The organism is Synechococcus sp. MIT S9509 (genome assembly GCF_047303035.1).
In the GTDB taxonomy this organism is placed as follows: Bacteria; Cyanobacteriota; Cyanobacteriia; order PCC-6307; family Cyanobiaceae; genus Synechococcus_C.
On record NZ_CP138940.1, the window covers coordinates 2,676,235 to 2,700,726 of the forward strand.

The 24,492-nt window shown below is 55.7% G+C and carries 35 protein-coding genes and 1 tRNA gene; 4 read left to right on the top strand and 32 right to left on the bottom strand.

The window, feature by feature from the left end; all coding sequences use genetic code 11:
• Nucleotides 1-118 precede the first annotated feature (118 nt).
• Entirely contained in the window at nucleotides 119-610 is a 492-nt protein-coding gene (locus SIB73_RS14805) for a photosystem I reaction center subunit XI (protein ID WP_413403938.1), read from the bottom strand.
• Between the two features lie 55 nt (nucleotides 611-665).
• Nucleotides 666-785, bottom strand: coding sequence for a photosystem I reaction center subunit VIII (locus SIB73_RS14810; RefSeq protein ID WP_413403936.1), 120 nt, complete (start codon nucleotides 783-785; stop codon nucleotides 666-668).
• Between the two features lie 114 nt (nucleotides 786-899).
• Here SIB73_RS14810 and SIB73_RS14815 point away from each other — a divergent pair, with 114 nt between their 5' ends.
• Nucleotides 900-1,394, top strand: a complete 495-nt coding sequence (locus SIB73_RS14815) for a HEAT repeat domain-containing protein (RefSeq protein ID WP_413403934.1) — start codon at nucleotides 900-902, stop codon at nucleotides 1,392-1,394.
• Here SIB73_RS14815 and SIB73_RS14820 read toward each other — a convergent pair.
• The 3 genes from SIB73_RS14820 to SIB73_RS14830 all read right to left on the bottom strand — a co-directional run bounded on the left by SIB73_RS14820 (nucleotide 1,352) and on the right by SIB73_RS14830 (nucleotide 4,096).
• Complete coding sequence (locus SIB73_RS14820) at nucleotides 1,352-2,314, bottom strand: glycosyltransferase family 2 protein (protein ID WP_413403932.1); 963 nt, start codon at nucleotides 2,312-2,314, stop codon at nucleotides 1,352-1,354. The two genes, SIB73_RS14815 and SIB73_RS14820, sit on opposite strands and share 43 nt — an antisense overlap.
• A gap of 394 nt (nucleotides 2,315-2,708) precedes the next feature.
• Nucleotides 2,709-3,833 (bottom strand): AAA family ATPase, encoded by a 1,125-nt coding sequence (locus SIB73_RS14825; RefSeq protein ID WP_413439651.1) that lies wholly within the window; start codon nucleotides 3,831-3,833, stop codon nucleotides 2,709-2,711.
• A complete protein-coding gene (locus SIB73_RS14830) occupies nucleotides 3,830-4,096 on the bottom strand; it encodes a hypothetical protein (RefSeq protein ID WP_413439652.1) in 267 nt (88 codons plus the stop codon). Before SIB73_RS14830 ends, SIB73_RS14825 begins: the two co-directional genes overlap by 4 nt.
• 333 nt (nucleotides 4,097-4,429) lie before the next feature.
• Between SIB73_RS14830 and SIB73_RS14835 the strand changes: the two genes are divergently transcribed.
• Complete coding sequence (locus tag SIB73_RS14835; RefSeq protein ID WP_413403930.1) at nucleotides 4,430-5,326, top strand: hypothetical protein; 897 nt, start codon at nucleotides 4,430-4,432, stop codon at nucleotides 5,324-5,326.
• Between the two features lie 74 nt (nucleotides 5,327-5,400).
• On the opposite strand, the gene SIB73_RS14840 is transcribed toward SIB73_RS14835, so the two are convergent.
• Both SIB73_RS14840 and SIB73_RS14845 read right to left on the bottom strand, forming a co-directional pair.
• Nucleotides 5,401-5,538 carry a DUF3104 domain-containing protein gene (locus SIB73_RS14840; protein ID WP_413403928.1) on the bottom strand — a complete coding sequence of 46 codons (138 nt, stop codon included), beginning with the start codon at nucleotides 5,536-5,538 and terminating at the stop codon, nucleotides 5,401-5,403.
• 1,202 nt (nucleotides 5,539-6,740) lie between these two features.
• The gene (locus SIB73_RS14845; protein ID WP_413403927.1) at nucleotides 6,741-7,481 is read right to left on the bottom strand and encodes an NlpC/P60 family protein; all 741 of its coding nucleotides are present in this window, start codon (nucleotides 7,479-7,481) and stop codon (nucleotides 6,741-6,743) included.
• A gap of 17 nt (nucleotides 7,482-7,498) precedes the next feature.
• On the opposite strand from SIB73_RS14845, the gene SIB73_RS14850 reads away from it, so the two are divergent.
• The gene (locus SIB73_RS14850) at nucleotides 7,499-8,395 is read left to right on the top strand and encodes a serine hydrolase (RefSeq protein WP_413403925.1); all 897 of its coding nucleotides are present in this window, start codon (nucleotides 7,499-7,501) and stop codon (nucleotides 8,393-8,395) included.
• Between the two features lie 146 nt (nucleotides 8,396-8,541).
• Here the strand turns inward: SIB73_RS14850 and SIB73_RS14855 are convergent, their stop codons facing one another.
• The 3 genes from SIB73_RS14855 to alr all read right to left on the bottom strand — a co-directional run bounded on the left by SIB73_RS14855 (nucleotide 8,542) and on the right by alr (nucleotide 11,655).
• Nucleotides 8,542-9,453: a sulfotransferase gene (locus tag SIB73_RS14855; RefSeq protein ID WP_413403923.1), complete on the bottom strand. Its 912-nt coding sequence runs from the start codon at nucleotides 9,451-9,453 to the stop codon at nucleotides 8,542-8,544.
• 898 nt (nucleotides 9,454-10,351) lie between these two features.
• Nucleotides 10,352-10,440 (bottom strand) — tRNA-Ser (locus SIB73_RS14860).
• Between the two features lie 33 nt (nucleotides 10,441-10,473).
• Nucleotides 10,474-11,655, bottom strand: a complete 1,182-nt coding sequence (gene alr / locus SIB73_RS14865; RefSeq protein WP_413403921.1) for an alanine racemase — start codon at nucleotides 11,653-11,655, stop codon at nucleotides 10,474-10,476.
• A gap of 73 nt (nucleotides 11,656-11,728) precedes the next feature.
• On the opposite strand from alr, the gene SIB73_RS14870 reads away from it, so the two are divergent.
• Nucleotides 11,729-12,226: an HNH endonuclease gene (locus SIB73_RS14870; RefSeq protein ID WP_413403919.1), complete on the top strand. Its 498-nt coding sequence runs from the start codon at nucleotides 11,729-11,731 to the stop codon at nucleotides 12,224-12,226.
• Nucleotides 12,227-12,237: 11 nt separating this feature from the next.
• Here SIB73_RS14870 and prfA read toward each other — a convergent pair whose 3' ends face one another.
• The 22 genes from prfA to rpmC all read right to left on the bottom strand — a co-directional run bounded on the left by prfA (nucleotide 12,238) and on the right by rpmC (nucleotide 24,490).
• Nucleotides 12,238-13,335 (bottom strand): peptide chain release factor 1, encoded by a 1,098-nt coding sequence (gene prfA, locus SIB73_RS14875; protein ID WP_413403917.1) that lies wholly within the window; start codon nucleotides 13,333-13,335, stop codon nucleotides 12,238-12,240.
• A 147-nt stretch (nucleotides 13,336-13,482) separates the two neighbouring features.
• Nucleotides 13,483-13,740, bottom strand: a complete 258-nt coding sequence (gene rpmE / locus SIB73_RS14880; protein ID WP_413403915.1) for a 50S ribosomal protein L31 — start codon at nucleotides 13,738-13,740, stop codon at nucleotides 13,483-13,485.
• Nucleotides 13,741-13,748: 8 nt separating this feature from the next.
• A complete protein-coding gene (rpsI, locus tag SIB73_RS14885; RefSeq protein ID WP_413403913.1) occupies nucleotides 13,749-14,153 on the bottom strand; it encodes a 30S ribosomal protein S9 in 405 nt (134 codons plus the stop codon).
• Complete coding sequence (gene rplM, locus SIB73_RS14890) at nucleotides 14,150-14,602, bottom strand: 50S ribosomal protein L13 (RefSeq protein WP_413403911.1); 453 nt, start codon at nucleotides 14,600-14,602, stop codon at nucleotides 14,150-14,152. The genes rpsI and rplM overlap by 4 nt, the downstream gene beginning before the upstream one ends.
• Before the next feature lie 157 nt (nucleotides 14,603-14,759).
• Complete coding sequence (gene truA, locus SIB73_RS14895) at nucleotides 14,760-15,647, bottom strand: tRNA pseudouridine(38-40) synthase TruA (protein WP_413406103.1); 888 nt, start codon at nucleotides 15,645-15,647, stop codon at nucleotides 14,760-14,762.
• A gap of 23 nt (nucleotides 15,648-15,670) precedes the next feature.
• Nucleotides 15,671-16,021, bottom strand: a complete 351-nt coding sequence (gene rplQ / locus SIB73_RS14900) for a 50S ribosomal protein L17 (protein WP_413403909.1) — start codon at nucleotides 16,019-16,021, stop codon at nucleotides 15,671-15,673.
• Between the two features lie 36 nt (nucleotides 16,022-16,057).
• Nucleotides 16,058-16,996 (bottom strand): DNA-directed RNA polymerase subunit alpha, encoded by a 939-nt coding sequence (locus tag SIB73_RS14905; protein ID WP_413403907.1) that lies wholly within the window; start codon nucleotides 16,994-16,996, stop codon nucleotides 16,058-16,060.
• Between the two features lie 45 nt (nucleotides 16,997-17,041).
• A complete protein-coding gene (rpsK, locus tag SIB73_RS14910) occupies nucleotides 17,042-17,434 on the bottom strand; it encodes a 30S ribosomal protein S11 (RefSeq protein WP_413403906.1) in 393 nt (130 codons plus the stop codon).
• A gap of 56 nt (nucleotides 17,435-17,490) precedes the next feature.
• A complete protein-coding gene (gene rpsM, locus SIB73_RS14915) occupies nucleotides 17,491-17,856 on the bottom strand; it encodes a 30S ribosomal protein S13 (protein ID WP_413406101.1) in 366 nt (121 codons plus the stop codon).
• Nucleotides 17,857-17,957: 101 nt separating this feature from the next.
• The gene (gene rpmJ, locus SIB73_RS14920; protein WP_066904998.1) at nucleotides 17,958-18,074 is read right to left on the bottom strand and encodes a 50S ribosomal protein L36; all 117 of its coding nucleotides are present in this window, start codon (nucleotides 18,072-18,074) and stop codon (nucleotides 17,958-17,960) included.
• 47 nt (nucleotides 18,075-18,121) lie between these two features.
• Entirely contained in the window at nucleotides 18,122-18,673 is a 552-nt protein-coding gene (locus SIB73_RS14925; protein WP_413403904.1) for an adenylate kinase, read from the bottom strand.
• 95 nt (nucleotides 18,674-18,768) lie between these two features.
• The gene (gene secY, locus SIB73_RS14930; protein WP_413403902.1) at nucleotides 18,769-20,088 is read right to left on the bottom strand and encodes a preprotein translocase subunit SecY; all 1,320 of its coding nucleotides are present in this window, start codon (nucleotides 20,086-20,088) and stop codon (nucleotides 18,769-18,771) included.
• A gap of 105 nt (nucleotides 20,089-20,193) precedes the next feature.
• Complete coding sequence (rplO, locus tag SIB73_RS14935) at nucleotides 20,194-20,646, bottom strand: 50S ribosomal protein L15 (RefSeq protein WP_413403900.1); 453 nt, start codon at nucleotides 20,644-20,646, stop codon at nucleotides 20,194-20,196.
• Nucleotides 20,647-20,652: 6 nt separating this feature from the next.
• Nucleotides 20,653-21,297, bottom strand: coding sequence for a 30S ribosomal protein S5 (rpsE, locus tag SIB73_RS14940; RefSeq protein ID WP_413403898.1), 645 nt, complete (start codon nucleotides 21,295-21,297; stop codon nucleotides 20,653-20,655).
• A gap of 13 nt (nucleotides 21,298-21,310) precedes the next feature.
• On the bottom strand, nucleotides 21,311-21,679 hold the full coding sequence (rplR, locus tag SIB73_RS14945) for a 50S ribosomal protein L18 (RefSeq protein ID WP_413403896.1): 369 nt from the start codon (nucleotides 21,677-21,679) through the stop codon (nucleotides 21,311-21,313).
• A 33-nt stretch (nucleotides 21,680-21,712) separates the two neighbouring features.
• Nucleotides 21,713-22,252 (bottom strand): 50S ribosomal protein L6, encoded by a 540-nt coding sequence (gene rplF / locus SIB73_RS14950; RefSeq protein WP_413403894.1) that lies wholly within the window; start codon nucleotides 22,250-22,252, stop codon nucleotides 21,713-21,715.
• 14 nt (nucleotides 22,253-22,266) lie between these two features.
• On the bottom strand, nucleotides 22,267-22,668 hold the full coding sequence (gene rpsH / locus SIB73_RS14955) for a 30S ribosomal protein S8 (RefSeq protein WP_413403892.1): 402 nt from the start codon (nucleotides 22,666-22,668) through the stop codon (nucleotides 22,267-22,269).
• 19 nt (nucleotides 22,669-22,687) lie between these two features.
• Nucleotides 22,688-23,227, bottom strand: a complete 540-nt coding sequence (gene rplE, locus SIB73_RS14960; protein WP_066904473.1) for a 50S ribosomal protein L5 — start codon at nucleotides 23,225-23,227, stop codon at nucleotides 22,688-22,690.
• 49 nt (nucleotides 23,228-23,276) lie between these two features.
• On the bottom strand, nucleotides 23,277-23,633 hold the full coding sequence (gene rplX, locus SIB73_RS14965; RefSeq protein ID WP_413403890.1) for a 50S ribosomal protein L24: 357 nt from the start codon (nucleotides 23,631-23,633) through the stop codon (nucleotides 23,277-23,279).
• Nucleotide 23,634: 1 nt separating this feature from the next.
• Nucleotides 23,635-24,000 (bottom strand): 50S ribosomal protein L14, encoded by a 366-nt coding sequence (gene rplN, locus SIB73_RS14970; RefSeq protein ID WP_186491755.1) that lies wholly within the window; start codon nucleotides 23,998-24,000, stop codon nucleotides 23,635-23,637.
• A complete protein-coding gene (gene rpsQ / locus SIB73_RS14975; RefSeq protein ID WP_413403888.1) occupies nucleotides 23,997-24,263 on the bottom strand; it encodes a 30S ribosomal protein S17 in 267 nt (88 codons plus the stop codon). Before rpsQ ends, rplN begins: the two co-directional genes overlap by 4 nt.
• A 17-nt stretch (nucleotides 24,264-24,280) precedes the next feature.
• On the bottom strand, nucleotides 24,281-24,490 hold the full coding sequence (gene rpmC, locus SIB73_RS14980; protein WP_413403886.1) for a 50S ribosomal protein L29: 210 nt from the start codon (nucleotides 24,488-24,490) through the stop codon (nucleotides 24,281-24,283).
• Between the last annotated feature and the right edge of the window lie 2 nt (nucleotides 24,491-24,492).

Sequence of the window (24,492 nt, forward strand, 5' to 3'; positions counted from 1 at the left end):
CTCAGCAAGGGCTCAGATCCTGGCAGTGGAAAGCCCCGAATGAGCCTTCGATGACTCGATTCGGGGCATGCCAAACAGTGATCTGCATCGTGCTGATGGAAGACTCAGCACAGTGGATTCAGCCGGCGGGCGCGACACCACCAGCGATCTTGGCCAGATAAAGCAATGGGGTTGCGCTGACCAGGAACCAAGCAAATGCCGCTCCACCGCAACCACCCAGCCAGAAACCACTGGCGAATTCAGACCAGCCCTCCTTAGTGAAAAGGTCTGACGGTGGATTATCGATTGTGGCGTCAGGGGGCTGCACCTTGGGTCCATTTCCTGCAGTGCCGTAAATCGACAGACAGACGGTCAGGATTGAAACCAGGCCGATGGAAGCGAGCAATCCTGCTGTGGATGCGTAATCGCTGTTTCGGAGAGGACCACAGACGGCGAAAGGCCCATAGAGCAAGTATCCGTGGGTCATGCCGATCTCGAGTCCACGTCTGTTCGGGGAGAGGGATGGTCGATAGATCGGCAGCGCGTTGAGAAAGGCTTTGACGAAGTAGCTGCTGTTAACCGGAGTGGCCAGATTGCCAACCGTTGGATCGGCGACGGGGGAAACAGACATGGATAAGAAAGCGGTGGGTGGGCAGTTCGCTTGATCGCTGGGGGCTTTGCAGCGATCAGTCAGGAGTGGCTTCGATCAGGTTGAACATCAAAACCATCACGACGGCTGGGCCCAACACCCCGGCCAGTGGAATGAAAAGCGAAGGCATCCAGGCAGCGACAAAATCTCCAGTCATGGCAGCGACCCAAATGTCTGCAGATACTGTAAAGACTGCCTTTCTGGTGGTCTTCGACCGATCGGGTCGGTGACATAAAAGTTTAATCCATCCGGCCTACGCCGCTTTGAACCCATGAATCAGCTGCTTGCAGGTGGTGCCGCCCTTGTTCTGGTGGCAGTGCTGTGGGGCCTCGGAAGGAAACCTGGGAAAACTTTGTTGCGCAGCACAGATGTGACCTCCGTCGCAGCCATCAACAGAGCTCAACTGGGTCTGGTGAAGGCTTCGCTGCCTCAAACTGATCCTGGGGCTCAGGCAGAAGTTGCTGATGGGACCTTCCAAACGGACCTGTTCCAGCCTCCGGTCAGTACCGCCGAGCGACTCTCTCTTGAGCGCCGGCTGCGCGTGTCGATGGATCAAGGCAACCCAGAACAGAGGCTTGAGGCCGTCACGCTGGCCGGTCAGTGGGGCCATGCCTCCGTTCTTCCACTGCTGAGACGTGGTCTGCGTGATGCCAACAGTCTGGTTGTTGAGGCTGCTGCTACTGCAATCGAGCGGCACCGTGGCGCGACCCGACCGACTCCTGCTCAGGTGGCCCGGCCCCCTCGGAACGTCGCCCGAATGCGATAGATCGGCCGACCCTGGCTTTCGTGGTAAGTCCTTATCAGCAGTTCTCCCAGCAGCCCGAAACAGAACAGCTGTATTCCGGCCAGTCCAAGAACAACCGCCATGGTGAGCAGTGGCCTGTTCCCGATGTCTTCGCCCATTAACTTGATCATCAGCAGATAGGCGCTGGCCACAAGGCTTGTCGCGATGGCCACAAGGCCTCCAAACCCGAAGACGTACATCGGTCGGGTGAGAAAGCGTTTCATGAACCACACGGTCAGCAGGTCCATCAGGACTCGAAAGGTCCGATCGATTCCGTATTTGCTGGTTCCGTACTGCCGGGCACGGTGATTCACCTTCACTTCGGTGATGCGTGCTCCTTCGATGAAGGCCAGTGCCGGCAGAAAGCGATGCAGTTCGCCGTACAAGCGCATGTCGGACAGCACATCGCGGTCATAGGCTTTCAGCGAGCAGCCGTAGTCATGCAGGCGGACTCCCGTCACACTTCCGATCAGGCGATTGGCAAGCCTGGAGGGGAGTTTTCTCTGGAGTTCGGCATCCTGGCGATCAAAACGCCATCCGCTCACCAGGTCATAGCCTTCACGCAGCTTGTTCAACAGCAGGGGGATATCGGCAGGATCGTTCTGCAAGTCACCATCGAGGCTGACGATCACCTGCCCTTCGGCGACATCGAAACCCGCTGCCATGGCAGCGGTCTGACCGTAGTTCTTGCGCAGCAAAACACCCGCCAGCTCCGGTACCTGGCTGCTGATACTTTCCAGCACTGAGGCGGTGTCATCCGTTGACCCGTCATTGACGAGCACCAGTTCGAAGCGCTCCCCGGTGGGCCGCAGTGCGTTGAGCAGCTGCTCCACCAGCTCAGGCAGGCTTTCCTCCTCGTTGTAGAGCGGCACCACAACCGAAAGGTCCAGCGCAGCCTTCATCGGGATTCGATCGATGCCAATGCAACTTAATCGGCACCTCTCATCTCACCGCTCTAGAATTCAGGTGGACATTCATGCAGCTTGTTGAGGGGATTCATCAGGGCAATGTGCTGCCGTCATGGCACAAGTAACACCGGCTTGAATCGACTGCCAAAACTAACTTTTATTGACTTTGTCAAAAACTTATACGCTTGCGAATATGCACAGACGCTGATGCGCCCCACGAATTTCATCCGAAGCTCCTAAGCCTGCGTACTTCGAGTGATCCGCAGCCACTAGTCATTCACCCGATAGGTGCCAGAGGGTGTGCCTAACCGCTTGAGACGGGGAGTCTTTCCACGAACGAGGTTCGTCAGGTTGTTGGAGATGGTCTTTTTGCTGATGCCCCACCCCATCAGTGCTTCCACCCTTTTTTGGATCTCATCGACATGCACGTTTCGATCCCTTCGTCCAGAGCATCCACCATCACCTTTGTGATTTGACCGCTCATGTCACTGATGACTTCAGTGCCCGTGCAGGTCTTAAGGCGACCGTGCTCATCCTTCTCATAAAAGAAGGTGCGCTCATCACATTTCCGTGACTTGGTGGCTGTGAACTGGCGCTTAGTGGTCAGGTCTCTGCCATCTGGAGCTTTCAGCTTTTCCAGGCCAATGACCATGGATGGATGCTCCTCCCAGGCCGCGGCTCCACCGGCTCGGTGTGCCTTGGTGCCGTCATGCGCCAGGAGCACAACCGTGACAAACGGGCAGATCGCTTCCTTCAGGAAGGTGAGAAATGCAGCGTCGTGTTCGTTGTCCGCGTAGGAGAAACCACCTTTGGTGCTGATCGTTTTCACGCTGTCGATAAACACACAAGCGCCAGGGTTGTCCTTGGCCCACTCGAACAGCTCGATCCTTCCGCGAACATCAGCACCCCAGGCATCCATCGTTCCGGGGCAATGAGCCCAGAGCTGCCAAAGATCCCCCTGGAACAGTTCATCGGTGTCGGGATCGATGCCCATCTCCAGAAGCTCATCCTTGAGAGGTTCGGCTCCTGAGTCACTGGCACAGAAAAGGACTTTTACCGGCTTGGCTTTGTCCTTTCTTTGACGTTCCAGGAGCCCAACTCCGCGCATCAATGAAATTGCACCCTCAAGGGCAAGCCGAGTTTTTCCAGCCCCGCGCATTCCCCAAATTAAAGTGATGTCATTTGCGGGAAAGAATCCAGGCAGAAGCCAATCCAGTCCCTTCACTCGGGTGAAGTTGACGGTTTGCTTACTTCTGGGAACTGGCTTTTTCTTTTTGGCACCGAAGCCGATTGCCTTCTCTTTCATAAGATTGAAGAGTGCTAAATCAATTTTCTCGGAAGTCATTCCCCATCTCAGCCCGAAACTCCATTTCTTTATCCAAATCCCTCTCGCGAATAGCGTCATAAAGCTCATCGCGAATGACTCTGAAGAGACGTTTTTCGAGTGTTTCCTTAGCTGCCAATTCCTATTAAGTGGCTTTGATCTCGGCCCAGACTTTTTTATTGAATTCATGCCCCCTTGGCTTGAAAGCCTTCTTTGAAGTGATCAGGATTGATTGATCCGACAAGCAGAGGATCACCGCAAACTTGCTTGATCGTATGAACCAGAGTTGCGTATCCCTGGTACCCTGGCTGAATTCCTTTCGCGGACACCCGATCCCATTCGCTGCGACCCTGTGCGTCATCAAATGCTGAGCCCCATCCCTTGGCACCACTGATTGAAATTCTTGAAAACAAGTTCTGAGTCACCACACCGCTGAGAGGTGTGATTGGCAATCATCAGAACCTGAAGCCAGATTTCAACGCTCGCCCAGTTGAGTTGGTTGCTGGCTGGAGTGATGTTTTTAGGAATTGTTGAGCTCGCGCTGCATCGGACCTGGGGCGATTACTCCCTTGGGCTTCTTGGGACCCAACGGCTTCCTTGAACATTTGAACAAGTACGTAGCCCTATTTAGTTAAGTGATAGTGGATATATCAAGGCGAAATAATTGATAAGTAATTAGTTTATCCATGTCAAATATGCAACATAATCATAGCTTACCAGTCATATAAGTAATATAAATTTGAACAATAATAGGCAGCTGTTAAATTAAGCTTTATTTTTTATCAGTGTCCGCTTTCGTTTCTCCAGTTTTACCGATTTCCATTGACACTTTAAATAAACCGATAATATCTAGTATTGAAGCATCACTTGCCAATATTAAGCCATTGGCTGGATCTACCACTGGCGTAATTGGTGGTGATTTTGTTGTTATTACCGATCCGAATGCAAACAACGATCCTGTTACGATTGTTGTTCCTGAAACAGGGGAAATTAATATTGCATCTGGTACTCCAGGTGCAGACTTCATTATTGAAGGCATCGGAAATGCAATAATCAGAATTGGTAATGCAATAGACGCAGACGGAAATGTTTTACTAGCATCTGGTTCAACCTACCAGGTCGATAACGATTATGAGGGCACCGTCATTGTCAACCTCGATGGCGCCATTTGTGATGCAGTCGATATAAACACCATTACAACAACCGGAATAATTGCGAGTGCCCTTCCCCAGTCATTGTCTGAATTAGAGCGAGATTTTCAATTTTATTTTGATTTCTACGTCAACGCAGGTGCTGGAGAAGATCAAATTCAAGGGAGCAGCTGCATAGACTTCATTCGCGCAGGTGCGGGCGATGATATCGTCAACGCCGGTGAAGGCAATGACCTAGTTCGCTCAGGTGCGGGCGATGATGTGGTGATTCTTGGACAAGGTGATGATATTATTTATTACACGGTAGATCAGCTCCAAGGCAATACAAAGGAAACTGATATATGTATAGACTTTGATTCGAATGGGGACGACAAGATTCAGATTGATGCTGATCTTGAGGACCTTATCGAAATCGAAGGTTACGGCACCAATAAAATCATTATCACCCTCTCCGGTGCTCAAAGTGGAACCACTGAATTCGTCTCCCGAGGTGAAACTATCGATGATGACGATGTGCAATTCGTCTTCTGATTCAACTGATCCTATGTATCACAATTCAATTCACTAAAAACACGAAATCATCAACCCTCGCCAAGTGCTGGGTTTCATAGTTCTGGTTTCTCCGGAAGGGTTTGGGTCACCAGATCAGCGTTGACCCAGCGAACCGCGCATGAATCCACATCAGCGATCTGGAACAAGTTGTGGATCTTCGGATCACCGTCAGCGCCACCGCAGTTGATCACCTGCCCCGTCTACCAATCTTTTTCGTGTTGCTCTCCAGTCAGATAACCGTGTTTCACGATCACTGTCATTCCTGTCGCAACATCCAGAAAACCGGCCTTTCTGACTCGGGTGAGCTGTAAACCCCGTGGTCAACCGACATACTTGCAAACCCAGGACACCAGTACTACACACGACCAGGAAGATAAGCTCAGCCAAAGAGTTCGTTGAGGAGCCATAGAACCATCGCAAATACTGATGCGGTCGTCGCTGAATGCGGTTCACGCAAGCAATCTTCCCGGTGAGTGCAGCGCTATAGGCCGCCCCGGAAACAAAGCAAAACAGCACTGTGTAGAGAAGGAGTAGCCACTGATTCACTAATACACTGAGTAATGAATCAGAGCTGTAGCAACTCCGGCCAATATTCGTTGAGCGGCAGCCCGATCCATCGGGACGCCCGAGCACCGGTGAACCGAATGGCCTCCAGGCATCCCCTGGCACTGCCCTACGGGCGGGCTACTTCAGAACGAATAGGTCGATTCTGCTTGCGTTACTCGGTTTGCTCCAGGACTGCGCGGTTCATCTCCAGCTCTATCAGCAGTGACCAGACTGCGACACCTATCGAGCAGCTAAAATAGTACGAATAGAACACATGCTAATTAAATATATATTTAGAAAATTGCAGGAGATTTCCAGGCAATTCAGACTAAATACGAAATATATCAATCAAAAAATATGCTGACGCAGTCTAAAAAATCAAAATTTTATTTGAGAACATACAGGATGCCAAATGCAGCGCTATCTAAGTAGAAATAAGAACAATTGACGACAATATTGCATAAATCAGGAATACTTGCTTTTGACAAGCCTCTCTACGACATTGTGATAATTGAACGTATCGCTGTCTACATTGTCCACCAAAGTATGCAAGGAACTTTTAATTGCCAACAGTTTTTCAATTTTATTATTTACTCTTTCCGTTCTCTTTAGGCGCTCGGCATTTTCATTCCTTAAGGCAAAAATTCTTTTTCTATCAACTGTATTGAAGTCAATAAGCTGTCATCCTGTTTGATGGTGTCCATCTGATACACGTAACTCAACATTAGACTTTAAATATTAACAGATGAGAATTAGCTGAAAATGTAACAAAAGATACAAAGCTCAGAATTTTGTCTGTGACTGATTTCTGTTCCCCCCTGAAGCGTTGAGGGAAATTGAATCAGCGTCAGGGCAATGTGCTGCCGTCGTGGCATCGCGTCACACGGCCGGCACCCCGCAGTTCACCTCTGTAGTGGCAGGCCACAGGATGGAGATCCTCAGGGCTCAGGCTGTCGATGCCGATGCCGTTGCGGCCGTGCTCTCTCCCTGAACTGTGCATGTAGCGACCGTCCTCGAGGTGAATGCCGACGTGGGTGCAGCGCTCAGGGGTGCCGAAGAAGATCAGATCTCCAGCCTGCAACTCGCTGATCTCATCCGGCGCCACAGCCAGCGGTTCACAGAATTGTTCCTGCTGATAGGCATCTCTGGGTAGCCAGATGCCAGCGCTGGCAAATGCAGTTTGCACAAGACCCGAGCAGTCGAGATCGGGCCCGATGGTGCCTCCCCAGAGGTAGGTGTTGTCGACCTGGTAGGCGGCTTCCAGCCAGTTCAGCACTGCATTCAGCCTGTTGGTGATCTCCGGGTGTGAGAGCAGACGTGGCAACCAATCCTCACAGGCAACTGCCTGACCGTCCAGCTCATGCACGGACAGCCAGCAGGGGTAACCGTCTTCGAGAAGCACAACACGCAATCGCCCATGGTCCTCCTGGCGTAATTCCGACGTGACTTTGAATCCTCGGCCCGCTGCGGCCTGGGTGGCGAGTCCGCTCTCTGTTGGTGTGGCGTAGCCGTTCTGGCCATGGAGCAGTTTCCAGCAACTTCCTGGGCTGATCAGGTCCGGAGTGATCGGGGTGCCTAGGGTCGGCATTGCCAATAGCCAGTGCCATGGCGTTCTACCGTCCCGAGCCGGCGATGCAGCAGCACCTCGTTGCTCTGATCGACAGGCTGGCGGCCGATGGCCGTCCCGGTCTGCACGATCAGCTGGCGGTGACCTGGGTGCGTTACGACGGCGCGTCTCCCGCCACCGGCAGCGGCAGCGGTGCTGCCTGGGCTGACCAGAAGCTGATTTATCCGGCCAGTGTGGTCAAACTCCTGTACGCAGTGGCGGCAGAGCACTGGTTGCAGCGCGATCTGATTCCAGACAGCGAGGAGCTTCGTCGTGCGCTCCTCGACATGCTGGCGGACTCCAGTAACGACGCCACTGGCCTGATCGTGGATCTGCTCACCGGCACCACCAGTGGTCCGCCGCTGCGCTCACCTGCATGGGACCAGTGGCAGCAACAGCGGCGCCTAGTCAATGACTGGTTCCAGAGTTTCGGCTGGCCTGAGTTGGAGCGCATCAACTGCTGCCAGAAAACGTGGGGTGATGGCCCCTACGGCAGGGAGCGCATGTTTTATGGGGAGAACAACTGCAATCGCAACGCACTCTGTACCGCAGCGGTCGCCAGGATTCTCGAAGCGGTCATGACCGATGGAGTGCTCTCACCTCCGGCCTGTCAGAGACTTCGAGCCCGATTGGCTCGCTCGCTCAGCTCGTCAGACAGGGTTGCTGATCCCGAGAATCAGGTAGATGGCTTTCTCGGCGAGGGTTTGCTGGACGGCAGTCAGCTCTGGAGCAAGGCCGGCTGGATGAGTCAGGCCCGTCACGACGCAGCCTGGTGGTGCCTCGACGGGCAGGCAGCTTCTCTGCTGGTGGTGTTCAGCGAAGGGCCGGAGCGGGCCGGCGATCAACAACTTCTTCCGTTGATCGCAAGGCAACTTTCTGAGTATGCAGCCGATTGACGATCTGCGGTTCAGTTCAACGCAGAGGAAGACATTCATTGCCCCACTGATCTGGAGATGCCGTTAACCATTGTTGGTCAATCAAAATTAATTCGTTTTCCTGATTCAAAGCCTCGAATTGTTATTTGATGTGTGCTTACGAAGCCTTAGGGGGTTTGATTTTGATAATGGGCTAAGTACGGAAAATTCTGCATTCGGGTCAAAATATTTTCAATATCTTCGACTGTCCAATCAATTGTGCTTGAGGTTCTGCTCGGCGTTTTGAAAAGAAATTTTGAAATGCTTTCCAGGTGTTTTTTGTCAGTTGAGAGGTTTAGTGCTTCACAGATTCTCAGTAATTCCTCGTCTGGGTTGGCAATCAGCAGCTCATGGTGGCAGTGCATAAAGCCTGTATCAGGCGATCTGGCTTCCAGTGCGGAAATAGACTCGCAATGCATGAAATACCAGCGAATGCGATCTGCGATGGGCGCCTGACTTCTTCGGTGCATGGTTGCGATTGTGTCGAATGGATTGCGGATTGAGGCGATTAAAAATATTTTGGCGTTGAGAGTCTCGCTTAGTCTGGGAATTAATTCGTAATCGCCGTGGAGTAGTAATGTGGCTGGATTCCAGATCTTGTCGCCATAAACATGGACTCTTTTTTTTGTCGCGGGTGCGTCGCCTATTTGATAGTGGTAGTTTTCTGATGGTCGGCTGTTTTGGTGGTTTACGCAGGCGTTTTCGATGACCTCCTGGAGGATGGACTCTTTGTTCAGTCCTCTCCAAAAATTATTTGAAGCCAACGTTTCATTGGCGACTATTGCGTTTGGATGTGCGTCGATGGCTGAGCCAAGGATTGTTGAGCCGCTTCGTGCATTGCCGATGATGAGGCAAAAAGTTTGGAAATCATTGAATCTCTTCAGGTCTTGTTTATTGAATTTATTTGTTTCTGGCTGGGATTTTTCCCTGGGGTTCATGGATTGACGAGCAAAGCTATTCGTCGAAGGAGTGTTTGCCTTATTGAGGCTGCTTGCAAGTTTTTTGACCCATCTTTTTAGTGCATTTGTAAAGGCATTCATCCTTTATATTTGTGGTTTGTTTCCTTGGCAGGCTATCAGATCTTGTCTCAAGCGCTTGAGACTTTTGTGTTGTAATACTCCCCGAGTTTCGATCGGGATATTCAGTCATTTGGTGGTTTCTCGGCCTTCGCCATTGTTGTTGCAGGTTGCCCTGGCCTCAGTCGGTCGAGGGTTTTGTTTGTGTTAGAGAATTTCTGGGTTCGGCCTGTGCTGCGGCTGTCTCGTGTGTCTTGATGATATGAAAGTGAAGGGTCTATCTTTCTGTTTTATTGATTCAGTCTCTGAGTCAGGTGATTGCAGGTATTCACTGAGTCATCGGGAGTTCCGATGGCTTGATTTAATGCTTCAGGGTGCCGTCTTGCAGAATTGTTGTTTAGCTTGAAAAGCATTGCTGATATCTTCAAAGGTTTGTGCTTTTGCTTTCAGTCAGGTCTGTGGCCACGGATGGATTCCAGGCAAAAGTGTGGAGATTGTTGCCAAAACCACTAAGAGATTGATGTCTGAGATCAGGTTCTCAAGCAGTATTTGCCAGGAAAAGGTTCTGAAAGGTATGGGGAGTCACTAGGCGCCATCTCTGAATTCCAAAAGGTCGATGCAAGATTGTGATAACAGTTCCAGTTCCACCTGGTCCAGGTAATTACGAACTGATGACTGCTCCAGTGGCGAATGAAGCAGGTGAAAATATGGAGAGGTATGCCGGTAAATAATTCTTGAACTGAAAGCCTGGTTTTGAAATGTGTTGTGTTTGGTTGGTGTTCAAGTCTTGATTGTTTAAATAATTACGTCATCAATTTCATGGGTGATCCACTCGAGATGCTGGATTGAGCACCAATCCAGTCTTTGTTTGGTTTCCAAGAGGATTGATCTGGCCCTGAAGCCTCGTGAATCACTCTGACAACGGAGAGGGAGGGATTCGAACCCTCGACAGAAGTTGCCTCCTGTAACTCCTTAGCAGGGAGCCGCTTTCAACCACTCAGCCACCTCTCCAGCGGCATGCACAGCTTACAAGAGGGCGCTCGTTCAGACCACCAGCCGTGGCAGGCGGTGCTTGAAACTGCACAAGACTTCCCAGGGAATGGAATCCGACAGTTCCGCCCAGTCCTGCGGCCGAATCACCTGTTGCTCATCCTGACCCAGCAGCGTGACGACATCACCGATCTCAAGTTCAGGATGGTCTGTGACATCGAGCATCAGTTGATCCATGGTGATGGCACCCACCTGGGGCAATGTCTTGCCTTTGTGCAGGGCATGGATGCGTCCGGACAGGCAGCGGCTGACTCCATCGGCGTAGCCAATGCCGATCACGGCCATCCGGCTGGCACGGCTGGTCACAAAGCGGTGCCCGTAGCTCACCCCCACACCTGCGGCGACCTCCCGGATCAGGCTGACCCGAGCCTTCACCGTCATGGCAGGCTGCAGATCAAGTCTCTTTTCAAATTGAGCGCTTGGTGCGTGCCCGTAGAGAGCCAGTCCCACCCTCACAAGATCGTGATGCAGGGACCGATCACGCAGGGTCCCAGCTGAATTGGCCAGATGTCGCTGAAGCCCCCGACCACGGTGTGATCGTGTCACGGCCTCAAAGCGTTCCTGCTGCAGGCGCGTGATCTGTTCCGCATGTCCCTCAAGCTCGCCATCGGCGAGCGCAAGATGGCTGTAAACCCCCTTCAGGTTCAGCTGGTCAAGCTGGAGAATCGCCTCAGTCAGGCGTTCCCCATCCTGCCAATCACACCCGAGTCTGGTCATGCCGGTGTCGAGCTTGAGCTGCACCGTGAACTGACGGCCGCTGCCACTGGCAAGGTTCTGGCAGAGCAGTGCTTCACGCATGCTGCTTAGTGTCGGCATCAGCTGCCAGTGCAGGCAGGCCCTGAGTTCTTCAGGCTGGGTGAGATTGCCCAGCACGAGCAACGGCAGCTCCAGTCCGGCACGACGCAGTTCAATTCCCTCCTGCAGGGTGGCGACACCCAGGCTGGTCGCTCCTCCGCAGATGGCAGCCCGCGCCACTGTCTCGGCCCCATGCCCGTAACCGTCAGCCTTGACGACTGCCATCAGTGCGCAGTCCGAGCCAAGCAGACCTTTCAGCGCTCTTGTGTTGTGTTCTACGGCTGAGGCGGACACCTCCATCCATGCCCGCTGACGCGGGTCAGCTCCCGCAGCCGTTTCAGGGCTGGAGGGGCTGGTGCGATCGGCCGACAGATCAGGCATGGGGACTGCGTAGTGAAGGTCACAAAGATGCCCTTGTGACCCCGATAGCATGCCGTGTATTCAGTGAGCTGGCATGGGCCAGGTTCTCGTTCTCAATGCGTCCTACGAGCCGTTGAACATCACCACCTGGCGTCGAGCCGTCGTGATGATGATCAAGGGAAAAGCCGAGAGCCTGGAACATGATTCCAATCGCCTTGTCCGTAGTGACATGCATCTGCCGACGGTGATCCGGTTGCGTCAGTTCGTGCGAGTGCCCTTTCGCCAGATGCCACTGACGCGTCGCAATGTGTTTCAGAGAGACAATCACACGTGTCAGTACTGCGGCAGTCGTGAACTTCTCTCCATCGACCATGTGATCCCCCGAAGCCGTGGTGGAACAGATGCCTGGGACAACGTGACCACGGCCTGCACCAGTTGCAATGTCCGCAAGGCAAGTCGTACTCCCTCCGAGGCAGGCATGCCTCTGAAAAGGGTTCCGCGTCGTCCTCTCAGCAGTCTGAGTTTTGAGGCGGTTCGTCAGATTGACTCCGGTCGCCACAGTGAGTGGGCCAAGTATGTGATCGGCATCTGACCCCTTTCAGGTCAATCGTCGGCCAGTTGGCTGAGCTGTTCCAGCTTGCTGCGTTGCTCCTCTGCCACACAGGCCCCGATCACATCCTCCATCTGACCCTGAAGCACGGATTCGAGACTGAAATTCCGCCCCAGTCGGTGGTCGGTGACTCTGTTGTCCTTGGCGTTGTAGGTGCGGATCTTCTCGCTGCGATCGCCTGTGCCCACCTGAAGGCGCCGGGCTGAAGTCTCTTTTTCATTCGCCTCGGCAAGCTGACGCTCGTAGAGCTTGGCCCGCAGAATCTCCATTGCCCGTTCACGGTTCTGCAGCTGGGAGCGTTGCTGCGTGCAGAACACGCGGATGCCGCTCGGTTTGTGAAGCAGGTCAACGGCTGTCTCCACTTTGTTCACGTTCTGCCCTCCGGCACCCCCTGAGCGAGCGGTACTGATCTCAAGATCTCCAGGTTCGATCTGAACCTCCACGGGATCAGCCTCAGGCATCACAGCCACCGTCGCCGTCGATGTGTGAACACGACCCTGGGATTCTGTGGCAGGGACACGCTGCACCCGATGCACGCCGGCTTCAAATTTCAGTTCGCTGAAAACAGCATCACCTTTCACCGAAAGAATCAGTTCCTTGTAACCGCCAAGGTCGGCTTCACTGGCGCTCACGGGCTGCACTGTCCAGCCGCGCCGGCTGCTGAACCGCTCGTACATGCGGGCCAGATCTCCGGCCCAGAGCGAGGCCTCATCTCCGCCGGCACCGGCTCTGATTTCCAGCATCACGCTGCGTTGATCGCGTGGATCCTGGGGTAGCAATGCAAGCTTCAGCCGTTGAATCAGCTCGTCATGACGTTGTTCAAGAGATTGCAGTTCCAGCTGAGTCAGCTCCTCCATCTCTGCATCGCCGCGGCTTTCACGCAGCAGTGTCCGCGCCTGCTCCCGTTCATGGAGAACGTTCTGCAGGCTGGTGTAGTCGACGACCAGTGGTTCAAGGCGCGATCGCTCCTTGGCCACGGACTGCAATCGGTCCGGATCAGAAGCCACATCAGGGTCAGCGAGCTGGCGCTCCAGATTGTGGAAACTGCTGGTCGCGGCCTCAAGACGGCTGATCAGAGTTGAGGAGTCCATTGCGTCAGAAGCAAGGTCGGGGAAGGACCTGACGGTGTTGTCCTTTCAGAAAAAAACCCCGAAGGCAGAGCGCTGTCTGCATTCGGGGATGTCAATTATGGCGATCGATCGCTTTGGCGTCGATTGCTGTGCGCATCAGACTTCAGCCTAGGCCTCGTCCTTGGCAGGGGCTTCCTTGTCGTCGTTGACACTGGCGGTGCTGCCCATACCGTATTTGCGCATGAAGCGATCCACACGTCCTTCGGTGTCAAGAATCTTCTGGGTGCCGGTGAAGAACGGATGGTTCCCGCTCCAGACGTCCACATGGATTTCGGGCTGGGTGGAGCCAGTGGTCATGACCACTTCTCCGTTGCAGATCACCTTGGCGTCCGGGTACCAGGTGGGATGAATGTCGGGCTTGGGCATAACGGAGATCAGCGCTTGGAGAACTGGGGAGCTTTGCGGGCTTTCTTGAGGCCGTACTTGCGACGTTCCTTCGCTCTGGGATCCCGGCTGAGGTGGCCTTCGGTTTTCAGAGGCTTGCGATTGTCGGAGGAGAGTTCGCAAAGAGCCCTGGCGGCGCCCTGCTTGATGGCATCGGCCTGTCCCGTCAAGCCACCACCTCTGACGTTGACGAGTACGTCGTATTCAGCAGTCAGGCCAAGGGTCTGCAAAGGGGCCTTGACAGCGGCGATGTAAGCGGGGTTGTAGTTGAGATAGTTATCTCCAGGACGGCCATTGATTGTGATTGTGCCGTTGCCGGGGATCAGGCGAACGCGGGCCACTGAGGTCTTACGACGACCGGTGCCCCAATAGACGACAGAGTTGGAGGTGCTCATTTGGCAGAAGCGGCGGGATCGAGCTGCAGAGGCTGGGGCTGCTGGGCTGAATGCGGATGCTCAGCACCCTTGTAGACCTTCAGTTTGCGGTACATCTGGCGACCCAAAGCGTTATGGGGAAGCATGCCCTTGATGGCTTTTTCCACGATTCGCTCAGGGAGACGCTCCTGGAGATGAGCAAAGGTCTCCACCTTCATCCCACCAGGACGTCCTGAATGTCTTCGATACAGCTTCTGTTGTGGCTTGCTGCCACTCACTTTCACCTTGTCGGCATTGACGACAACGACGAAATCGCCTGTGTCGAGATGCGGGGTGTAAGTGGCTTTGTTTTTGCCGCGGAGCACGGAAGCCACCTCGGTCGCCAGGCGGCCAAGGGTTTGATTCTCAGCGTCCACCAGGTACCACTGGCGGTCGATTGAATCGATGGAGGGGACGGAGGTCTTGTTCATCGCGCCGGCATGCCGGTTCGGTTATGCCCCGTCGCGAGCGACGAAGCTGGGCAGGGAGCGTGAGCGACGCCGTGACGTGCTTTACAACGCTCAAAAAACGACTCTACCTGTCGGAGGTCTACTTCTCTGATCGAGTCAGTTGAGTGAAGACGACCGTTCAGGCACTAAATGGCCATTCCGGAGGATCCGGGGGCGGATCTTCCGTAGCCAGAAAAAACGTCGGTTGACAATCGTACCAGCCGCCCTTGCTGAAGATCGTTTCGGAATAACCGGCGCGCAGCAGGCACAGGCCCTGTGCCGGTGCCCCATCCTTCACTTCACTGCGGCGACGTTCTTTCCAGCGGCGTTCAAAGTGCTCCGGGGTCAGTCGATGCTCTCCAACCGCCACGAGCTGGCCAGTGAGCAGACGCACCATTCCATAGAGAAATCCGCTGGCCTGAATCTCGAAGTGAATCAGGTCTCCTCGCCGCTGCAGTGACACATCCTGGATCGTTGTGCGCGAATGGGACCGTCGGCTTCCCGCGCGTTGGAATGCTGCAAAGTCGTGACTTCCCAGCAGGCCATGAAGCGCCTGTTCCATGGCCTGTTCATCCAGTCGACTCTGGTAGCGGTGCCAGCTCCAGGGCGCGAGAAACAGGTTCGGCCTTCGTCCGTTGTACAGGGTGTAGCGATAGCGCCGGTAGCTGGCGGAGTAGCAGGCATGCCATCCAAGCGGACGCTCCACGGCTTCTCGCACCCGTATCGAGGAGGGCAAACGCCCATTGAGAGCAGGTGCCCAGCGTCTGGCTGGAATGGGGCCGCGGCAATCGAAATGAACCACCTGGCCAGAGGCATGCACGCCTGCATCAGTTCGCCCTGCAGCCACCGTCTGTATCGGCCGATGTGGATCGAGCGCTGAAATGGCTTCGTCCAGAACCGATTGCACACTGATGCCATGCGGCTGACGTTGCCATCCACAAAATGGAGAACCCTCGTACTGGAGACTGAGAGCGATCCGTCTGAGACGGATGCCGGCAGTGTCAGCCGAAGGTTTTGGATTTGTGATTTCCGTGATGCTGACGCCGGACTTCAGACCAGTTCGATGATGGCCATCTCTGCATTGTCCCCGCGGCGGCGAACGGTGCGGGTGATGCGGGTGTAGCCCCCTTTTCGATCGCTGTAACGATCGGAAGCTTTTTCGAACAGGGCATGCACGAGCTGCTTGTCGTAGACGTATCCCAGCACCCTGCGCCGGGAGGCAAGGCTGCCCTCCTTGGCCAAAGTGATCATCCGTTCGGTTTCGTCACGCAGGGCTTTGGCACGGGCTTTGGTGGTGGTCACACGACCTTCGCGGATCAGCTGTGTTGTGAGACCGCGAAGCATGGCTTTGCGTTGGTCGGCGGGACGTCCCAGCTTTGGGACTCGGCATTGGTGACGCATGGTTCTGAGGGGGCTGCGGTAATGGGCGGTTAAGGGTCAGACGCTGGTGCGGCTCTGGGGGATCTGGATGCCGATCTTTTCAAGCGCTTCAATCACCTCATCAGCCGATTTGGAACCGAAGTTCTTGATCTCCAGCAGGTCTTCGTAACTGAAGCCCATGAGATCGGAAACGGAATTGACCTGAGCGCGTTTCAGGCAGTTATAGGCACGAACAGACAGATTCAATTCCTCAAGAGGAATCTGCGCTTCGGCTGTGGGCTCAGGCTCCACCTGAACCTCTTCCACCATGGTGACAGTGGCGAGCGGTTGGAAGAGTTCGATCAGCTGATTGGCCGACTGAGCAATGGCATCGTCAGGTGTGATCGACCCGTCGGTGACCACCTCCATGCGCAGCCGCTCTCGAGCGGAACCCCCCTCAGCCACTGCAGTCTCATCAATGGTGAAATTCACCCGGTGCACAGGCATGAACACGGAATCGATCTGGAGGAGATCGATTGCACTGGTGTCCTCGTTGTGACGGTCCACGGGGCGGTAGCCCACGCCGCGTTCCACATGAACCTCGAGCTCGAGGCTGTAGCCGTCGCTCACCGTGGCGATCACGCGTTCACCATCCACCACCTGGACCTGGGATGAAAACTGCAGATCGCGTGCTTTCACCGTTGCTGGCCCGGCTATCACCAGACGGCCGATCTCCAGCTCGTTGGTGCGGCTATTGACAGTGATCTGTTTGCAGTTCAGCAGAATGTCGAGTACGTCCTCCCGCACTCCGGGGATGGTCGCGTATTCGTGATTGACACCGGCAATGCGGACAGCTGTAACAGCGGTGCCTTCGAGGTTGCCCATGAGGACACGACGCAGGGAATTGCCCAGGGTTGTGGCCTGGCCCCGCTCAAGGGGGCCGATGAGAAACACACCGGTTTGGGAGCGATCGTCGGCGATCTGATGCTCGATACGGTCGATCTGGTATTGCAACACGGTCTGAGGCGGGGGAGAGAGGGACCTGAACGGGGACGCGTTGGCTCAGACGCGCCGACGCTTTGCACGGCGACAGCCGTTGTGCGGCAGGGGAGTGACGTCGCGGATCAAGGTGATTTCCAGGCCGGCGACCTGTAACGCCCGAATCGCGGTTTCACGGCCTGAGCCGGGACCTCGCACAAGCACCTCTATCTGGCGCATGCCCTGCTCAAGAGCTCTGCGGGCGGCCGCTTCGGCAGCTGTCTGCGCTGCAAAAGGAGTGCCTTTGCGAGCACCCTTGAAGCCACTGGCACCTGCTGAGCACCAGGAGATGACTTCTCCAGTGGTGTCTGTGATCGAGACGATCGTGTTGTTGAAGGTGCTCTGGATATGGGCAACTCCGTTGGGGACGTTGCGCTTGGCCTTCTTGGGGCCGGTTTTCTTGACTGTTTTGGCCATGGGCCTGGAGATGGAGAGGGCTTAAGGAACTGAAGGATCCGGTTGGCCGAAGAGGCTTACTTCTTCTTGCCGGCAACGGTCTTGCGAGCTCCGCGACGGGTTCGCGCATTGGTGCGGGTTCGTTGCCCGCGCACCGGCAGGCTCATGCGATGGCGACGACCACGAACGCAGCCGATGTCCTGGAGGCGCTTGAGGGCCATCCCCTCCTGCCTGCGCAAGTCGCCCTCGATCGTGTACGTCTCTGTGGCACCGCGCAGTTTCTGCACATCGCCGTCCTCAAGATCCTTGACTCTGGTGTCAGGGTTGACACCTGTCTTTGAGAGGATGGTTCGAGCCCGAGTAGGGCCAATTCCATAGATGTAGGTGAGGGCGACTTCGATCCGCTTGTCGCGGGGAATGTCGACACCAGCAATCCGTGCCACTGAGCAATTAATCGAGGTGGACAACGACTTCCTTTGCCTGGGAAGTCTTCAATTCAGGGTGGCAGGAGCCCAACTCTGCCTTGAGGCTGCAGACCGAGGCCTCAGCCCTGGCGTTGCTTGTTGCGAGGACGCTTCTTGTTGATCACGTAGATGCGACCTCTGCGCTTGACGATTTGATCGTCAGGGCTGATTTTTTTAACTGAGGAACGCACCTTCATGGGGCGAAGCTCTCCATTGTTGCAAACAGCTACCGTATCACAGCGGGTCAAGCAACAACGCTTTCGATTCGTTCAGCAATGGCTTCTACACTGCCGTTGGCCTGCACTCTGACCAGCAGCTTCTGATTGCTGTAGTGCTCAATCAGAGGAGCTGTCTGCTGCTTATAAACCTCAAGACGGTTGCGAATCACCTCCTCGTTGTCGTCTGCACGACCGCGGCCGAGCAGTCTCTCGATCAGAACCGAATCATCCAGCTCAAGCAACACGACGCTTTCGATCGCCTGATCCAGTTCCTGGAGGAGCGGTGCCAGAGCCTCAGCCTGAGCCACGTTGCGCGGAAAGCCATCCATCAGCCAGCCCTGCCCGTTGAGAGCAGACAGCTGTGCCTTGACGATGGCCAGCACCAGGTTGTCCGTCACCAGTTCGCCCCGGTTCATCACGGCCTCCGCTTCCTTGCCGAGGTCGCTGCCTGCGGCCACTTCAGCTCTGAGCAGATCCCCGGTGGACAGGTGCCGAAGTCCGTGCTTTTGACAAAGGCGAGCTGCTTGTGTGCCCTTCCCGGCACCGGGCGGGCCCACGAACAGAAGACGTTGTTTCATGGCGATTCTGGGTGATTCGAATGGACGGAATCAACAGTTGTGGAGGATCCACAGCGGTTGTGTTGTTTCGGGGCAAATCCCCGAACCTTGCCTTGTTACTGGCGCACCATTCCCTCGTAGCGCTGTGAGATCACGTAGGTCTGGACCTGCTTGGCAGTGTCAATGGCAACACCCACCAGGATCAGCAGCGAGGTGGCGCCAAGTCCCTGGAATGTCTGCACGTTGGTTGCGCGTTCCACGGCGGAGGGAATGATGGCGACTGCTCCGAGGAAGAGTCCGCCAAGCAGTGTGAGTCTGTTTTTCACACCTTCCAGGTAGTTGGCCGTTGCTGTTCCAGGCCTGACTCCTGGGATTGCCACGCCTCCACGTTTGAGATTGCTGGCGACATCCACCGGGTTGAAGGTCAGAGACGCGTAGAAATAAGAGAAACCGAGAATCAAGGAGAAGAACACCAGGGCATAAGGCCATGGATTTGAGCTGCCTGGATTCAGGGCGGTGGCTGCTCGGATCAGAAAAGGGTTCTGGCTGAAGTTGGCAATTGTGATCGGCAGAAAAATCAGGGCCGAGGCGAAAATGATCGGCATCACGCCACCGGCGTTGAGTTTCAGGGGCAGGTAGCTCTGGCGATTGGGCAGGACGGCTCCTCCTCCCACCTGACGCTTCGCGCTCACGATCGGAAGCCGTCGCTGTCCCTCCTGAACAAAGATGATTCCCACGATCGTGACCAGGAACACCAGAACCAGGATCACGATTCCAAACACATCATTGCGATCGCCCGTCTGGGCTTTCTCGATGGTGGAGCCGAGAGCCTGAGGAAGGGTGGCCACAATGTTCAGGAAGATCACAAGTGAAGCTCCCTGGCCGATGCCTCGTTCCGTGATCACTTCGCTGAGCCACATCACGATCATCGATCCGGTGACCAGTGCCAGTGCCGTCTGCACCACGAAGACACCTACGGGTAGCCCCTCCACTGCATAGGGGCGCAGAATCATGGCGAAGACCACGCTTTGAATCAGCCCCCAGCCCAGGGCGACGTAACGCGTGATCTGTGCAAGTTTGCGACGGCCCGCTTCTCCCTCATTTTTCTGCAGATCCTCCAGTTGTGGAAGAGATGCTGTGAGCAGTTGAAGGATGATCGAGGCATTGATGAACGGCAGGATCCCCAGGGCGAAGATGCCAAGGGTGGAGATGCCCCCACCGGTGAAGATGTCGAGGAAACCAATCAACTGTCCACCCTGTTGGATGAACTGTTCGAAGGCGACACGGTCAATGCCGGGCATCGGGATGTAGATGCCGAGGCGCACCAACATCAACAGCCCCAGAGTTGTCAGGACCCGGCCTCTCAGCTCAGGGTTCTGAACCAGCTGGGTGATGACTTCACTGGCGCTGGGATTACGTCCCCGACTGACGAGCATGGAACAGAGATTGGATGATTGAGCTTGATGCAGCAAAGCCGTCCGCGGATGACGATCCGGCGGACGGCTCAGACGTTAGATCCGTGGAGGTCGATCCGATGGATCTCAGTCCAGCAGTTCGCAGGTGCCACCGGCTGCTTCGATTTTGGTTCGCGCTGAGGCCGTGAAAGCAGAAGCCTGAACCGTGAGCTTGGCCTTGAGTTCCCCGTTACCGAGGATTTTCAGAGGGTGCTTGGGGCTGGTGACAACACCATCCTTGACCAGAGAGTCGAGGTTGACTGTGCTGCCGGCCTTGAGATCATTGAGCGCTGAAACATTCACGACGGTGAAATGTTTGGGATTCACCAATGTGAAGTGCTTCAGTTTGGGCACTCGCCTGTAAAGGGGCATCTGACCACCTTCAAAACCAGGGCGGGTCGGCCGGCCGGAACGGGATTTCTGGCCACGCATGCCGAAGCCACAGCTCGCACCCTGACCAGCGGCGATACCGCGGCCCTTGCGCAGTTTGCGGCGGCGGGCGCCCTTGTTGGGCTTAAGGGAATCAAGTCGGAGAGTCATGGGGAATCAGGAATAGATCTGCTCGAGGGAGATCCCCCGTTCCTTGGCGGTCTCCTTGTGTGTGCGGAGACTTTCGAGCGCCACCATGGCGGCGCGGGCGTTGTTGAGAGGAGTCTTGCTGCCCAGTCGTTTGGCCAGCACGTTTTTAATGCCGGCTAGCTCGAGAACTGTACGAATCGAACCGCCTGCGATGACTCCGGTACCCGGAGCTGCGGGGCGAATCAACACGCTGGCCGCTCCATCCCGACCGTTGGACAAGGTTGGAATGGAGTTGTGACGTGTCAGAGGCACTTTGACGAGATGCTTCTTGCCGTCGGCAACACCCTTGCGCACGGCACCGATCACGTCGCCGGCCTTGCCGACACCGACGCCGACCTGACCGCGCTCGTTTCCGACGACAACAATGGCCCTGAAGCTCATTTTCTTGCCGCCTTTGACGGTCTTGGACACGCGGCGGATCTGGACAACCCGCTCCTGCCATTCGGAGTCACGCTCTTGATTGCGTCGATCACCACGGCGTCCGCCTCTGCGGTCACCGCGATCGCGACCTCCTCCGCGGCGCTGTTCCTGCTGCTGGCCTTCAGCTGCCGCGGGAACATCGGCCGCCGAGGGCACGTCGTTGGGAGTGGTCTGAGGGTTGGAATCGGTCATGTTGAGAGCAGGATCAGAACTGAAGGCCCGCTTCCCGGGCGGCGTCGGCAAGGGCTTTAACCCGGCCGTGATACAGGTTGCCGCCGCGATCGAAGACCACCTGTTGGATGCCTTTGGCAAGGGCGCGCTTGGCCACCAGTTCGCCGACGGCTACCGAAGCATTGCAGTTGTTGCCGTTGGCTTTGAGGCTAGTGCGCAGGTCCTTGTCAATGGTCGACGCAGAGCAGAGCGTGCTCTGGGCGTCATCGTCAATGACCTGGGCGTAGATGTGGCTGTTGGAGCGGAACACGGCCAGGCGGGGTTTGCCGGCTGTGCCGCTGAGGTGACGACGCAGGCGTCGATGACGCTTCTGGGTCTGTTGTTTACGGGAAAGGGTCGACATGGTGGGTAGAGAGGAAAAGCGTCTAGCAGTGGATTACTTTTTGCCCGACTTGCCTGCCTTGCGGAGGATCCATTCGCCCTCGTACCGGATCCCTTTGCCCTTGTAAGGCTCGGGCGGACGGATGGCGCGGATTTTGGCGGCTTCATTGCCGACCAATTCCTTGTCGATTCCGGAAACAATCACCTTGGTGTTGTTCTCGACTTTGAAGGTGATGCCTGCCGGGGCTGCGACCTCGACCGGATGGCTGTAGCCGGCACTGACCACGAGCGTGGTGCCTTTCACCTGAGCCCTGGAGCCAACACCGATGATTTCCAGGCTTTTACTGAAACCGCTCTCGACACCCACGATCATGTTGTTGACCAGAGCACGGCAGAGTCCGTGGCGCTCACGGGAGGTGCGCTTGCTGTTGGTGGGAGACACCACGATGGTGTTCTCCACCTGATCGATGCTCACGCCTTCAGGCAATGTGCGTTTGAGTTCTCCCTTCGGTCCCTTCACGGTGACAGCAAGACCGTTGAGGCTGACGGTCACCTTCTCAGGGATGGGAATAGGGGATTTACCGATACGTGACATGGTTATGCTCCAGATCAAAGGACGTAGCAGAGCACTTCACCGCCGACGCCCTGCTTTCGGGCATCGCGGTCGCTCATCACACCTTTTGAGGTGGAGATGATGGCCACTCCCAGTCCGCCGAGGACCTTGGGGAGGCTGCGAGTGTTCTTGTAGATGCGCAGACCGGGTTTACTCACACGCTGCATGGAGCGGATCGTGGGTTGGCGGTTTTTGCCGCTGTACTTGAGTTCGAGCACCAGGTTGGTGTGAACTCCCTCGCCTTCCTCGCTGATCTCGGCGATAAAGCCTTCCTGCTGCAGCACCTTGGCGATACTGCGAGACATGCGGGAAGCAGGTACTTTTGTGCTCTGGTGACGTTTCTCACTCGCATTGCGAATGCGGGTGAGCATGTCGGAAATAGGGTCGTGATTGGCCATAGTGGTTTCCGAGGAGGGCTCAGTTGCTGCGGAATGGCATTCCCATCTCGCGGAGGAGGGACCGGCCCTCTTCATCCGAACGGGCAGTGGTCACGATGGTGATGTCCATGCCCCTGATGGCGTCGATCTTGTCGAAGGAGATTTCAGGAAAAATGATCTGCTCCCTGACCCCCAGGGTGTAATTGCCACGTCCGTCAAAGCTTTTCGGGCTGACGCCACGGAAGTCACGGATGCGGGGCAGTGCCAGGTTGATCAGTCGCTCTAGAAAGGCGTACATGCGATCACCGCGCAATGTCACGGCACAGCCGATCGGCATGCCTTCGCGGATCTTGAAGCTCGCGATGGCTTTCTTGGCTCGGGTCACCACCACTTTCTGGCCGGTGATCTGTGCAAGTTCGTTGACCGAGGCCTCGAGGGCCTTGGCATTCGCTGCAGCTTCGCCAAGTCCGCGGTTCACGGTGACCTTGACCACCTTCGGGACTTCATGGACGTTGGAGAGACTGAGATCTTTCAGCAATTTGGGCTGAATAGTCTCCCTGTAGCGCTGTTTCAGTGACATGGCTGGGGAATGGGACTTCTGGGCTTGGTCAGAAGGCGGATCGGGGTGATCAGTCGATCACCTCGCCGGTTTTCTTGAGGCGGCGCTTTTTGCTGCCGTCCTTCTCGGTGATCAGCTCGACTCGGCTGGTTACCTTCTTGTCTTTGGAAAAGATCATCACGTTGGAGGCATGCAGTGAAGCCTCTTCAGTGACGATCCGACCGCTTTCACCCTCCTGAGTGGGTTTGACGTGGCGGGTGCGCATGTTCACGCCCTCCACAATCACGCGATTTTCATTGGGCAAAGTGCGCAGGACCTCTCCGGTCTTGCCCTTGTCCTTACCGGTGATCACCTGAACGGTGTCGCCTTTGCGGAGACGCATCTTGATGCGTTGTGATGCGCCTGATTTCGGAGTTGCAGTTGCCATCTCAGATCACCTCCGGAGCGAGGGAGACGATTTTGGTGAAATTCCGGTCGCGCAGTTCGCGAGCCACTGGTCCAAAGACACGAGTGCCCTTGGGATTTTTGTCATCGTTGATGATGACTGCGGCGTTGTCGTCAAATCGGATGGAGTTGCCGGTGTCACGACGCAGAGTCGCTTTTGTGCGGACCACAACGGCTTTCACCACATCAGACTTTTTCACGCCCATGTTGGGCATGGCGTCCTTAACGGCCGCAACGATCACGTCGCCCACGTGGGCGTAACGACGATTGCTTCCCAGGACACGGATGCACTGGATGCGTTTGGCTCCGCTGTTGTCAGCAACAGTGAGGAAGGATTCCTGCTGAATCATTTGTTGGCCTCCTCAGCCTTGGGGCTGTGGCTGATCACCTCTGAGACGGCCCAGCGCTTGTGACGACTGAGCGGCCTGGTTTCGGTGATGCGGACACGGTCACCGACGCGAACGCTGTTGTTCTCGTCGTGAGCTTTGTAACGGGTGGTGCGGCTGACCGTCTTCTTGTAGATGGGATGGGGAAAGCGGTTTTCCACCGCAACCACCACCGTTTTGTCCATCTTGTCGCTGACGACGGTACCGACCCTTTCCTTGAGTGCCATGGGTATGAAGTGGAGGATCAGGAGGCGGTGGAGCTTTGTCGCTCCTTTTGCACCGTCAGCAGCTGAGCCAGTTTTGTGCGGCTCTGCTTGAAGCGGTGGGTGTTGGCCAGTTGCCTGGTGGCTTGCTGGAAGCGCAGATCGAACAGTTCGCGACGGAGACCGACGATTTGCTCTTTGATGTCTGAGTCAGAGAGTTGACGCAGTTCTGAAACGTTGGAACGGGCCATGG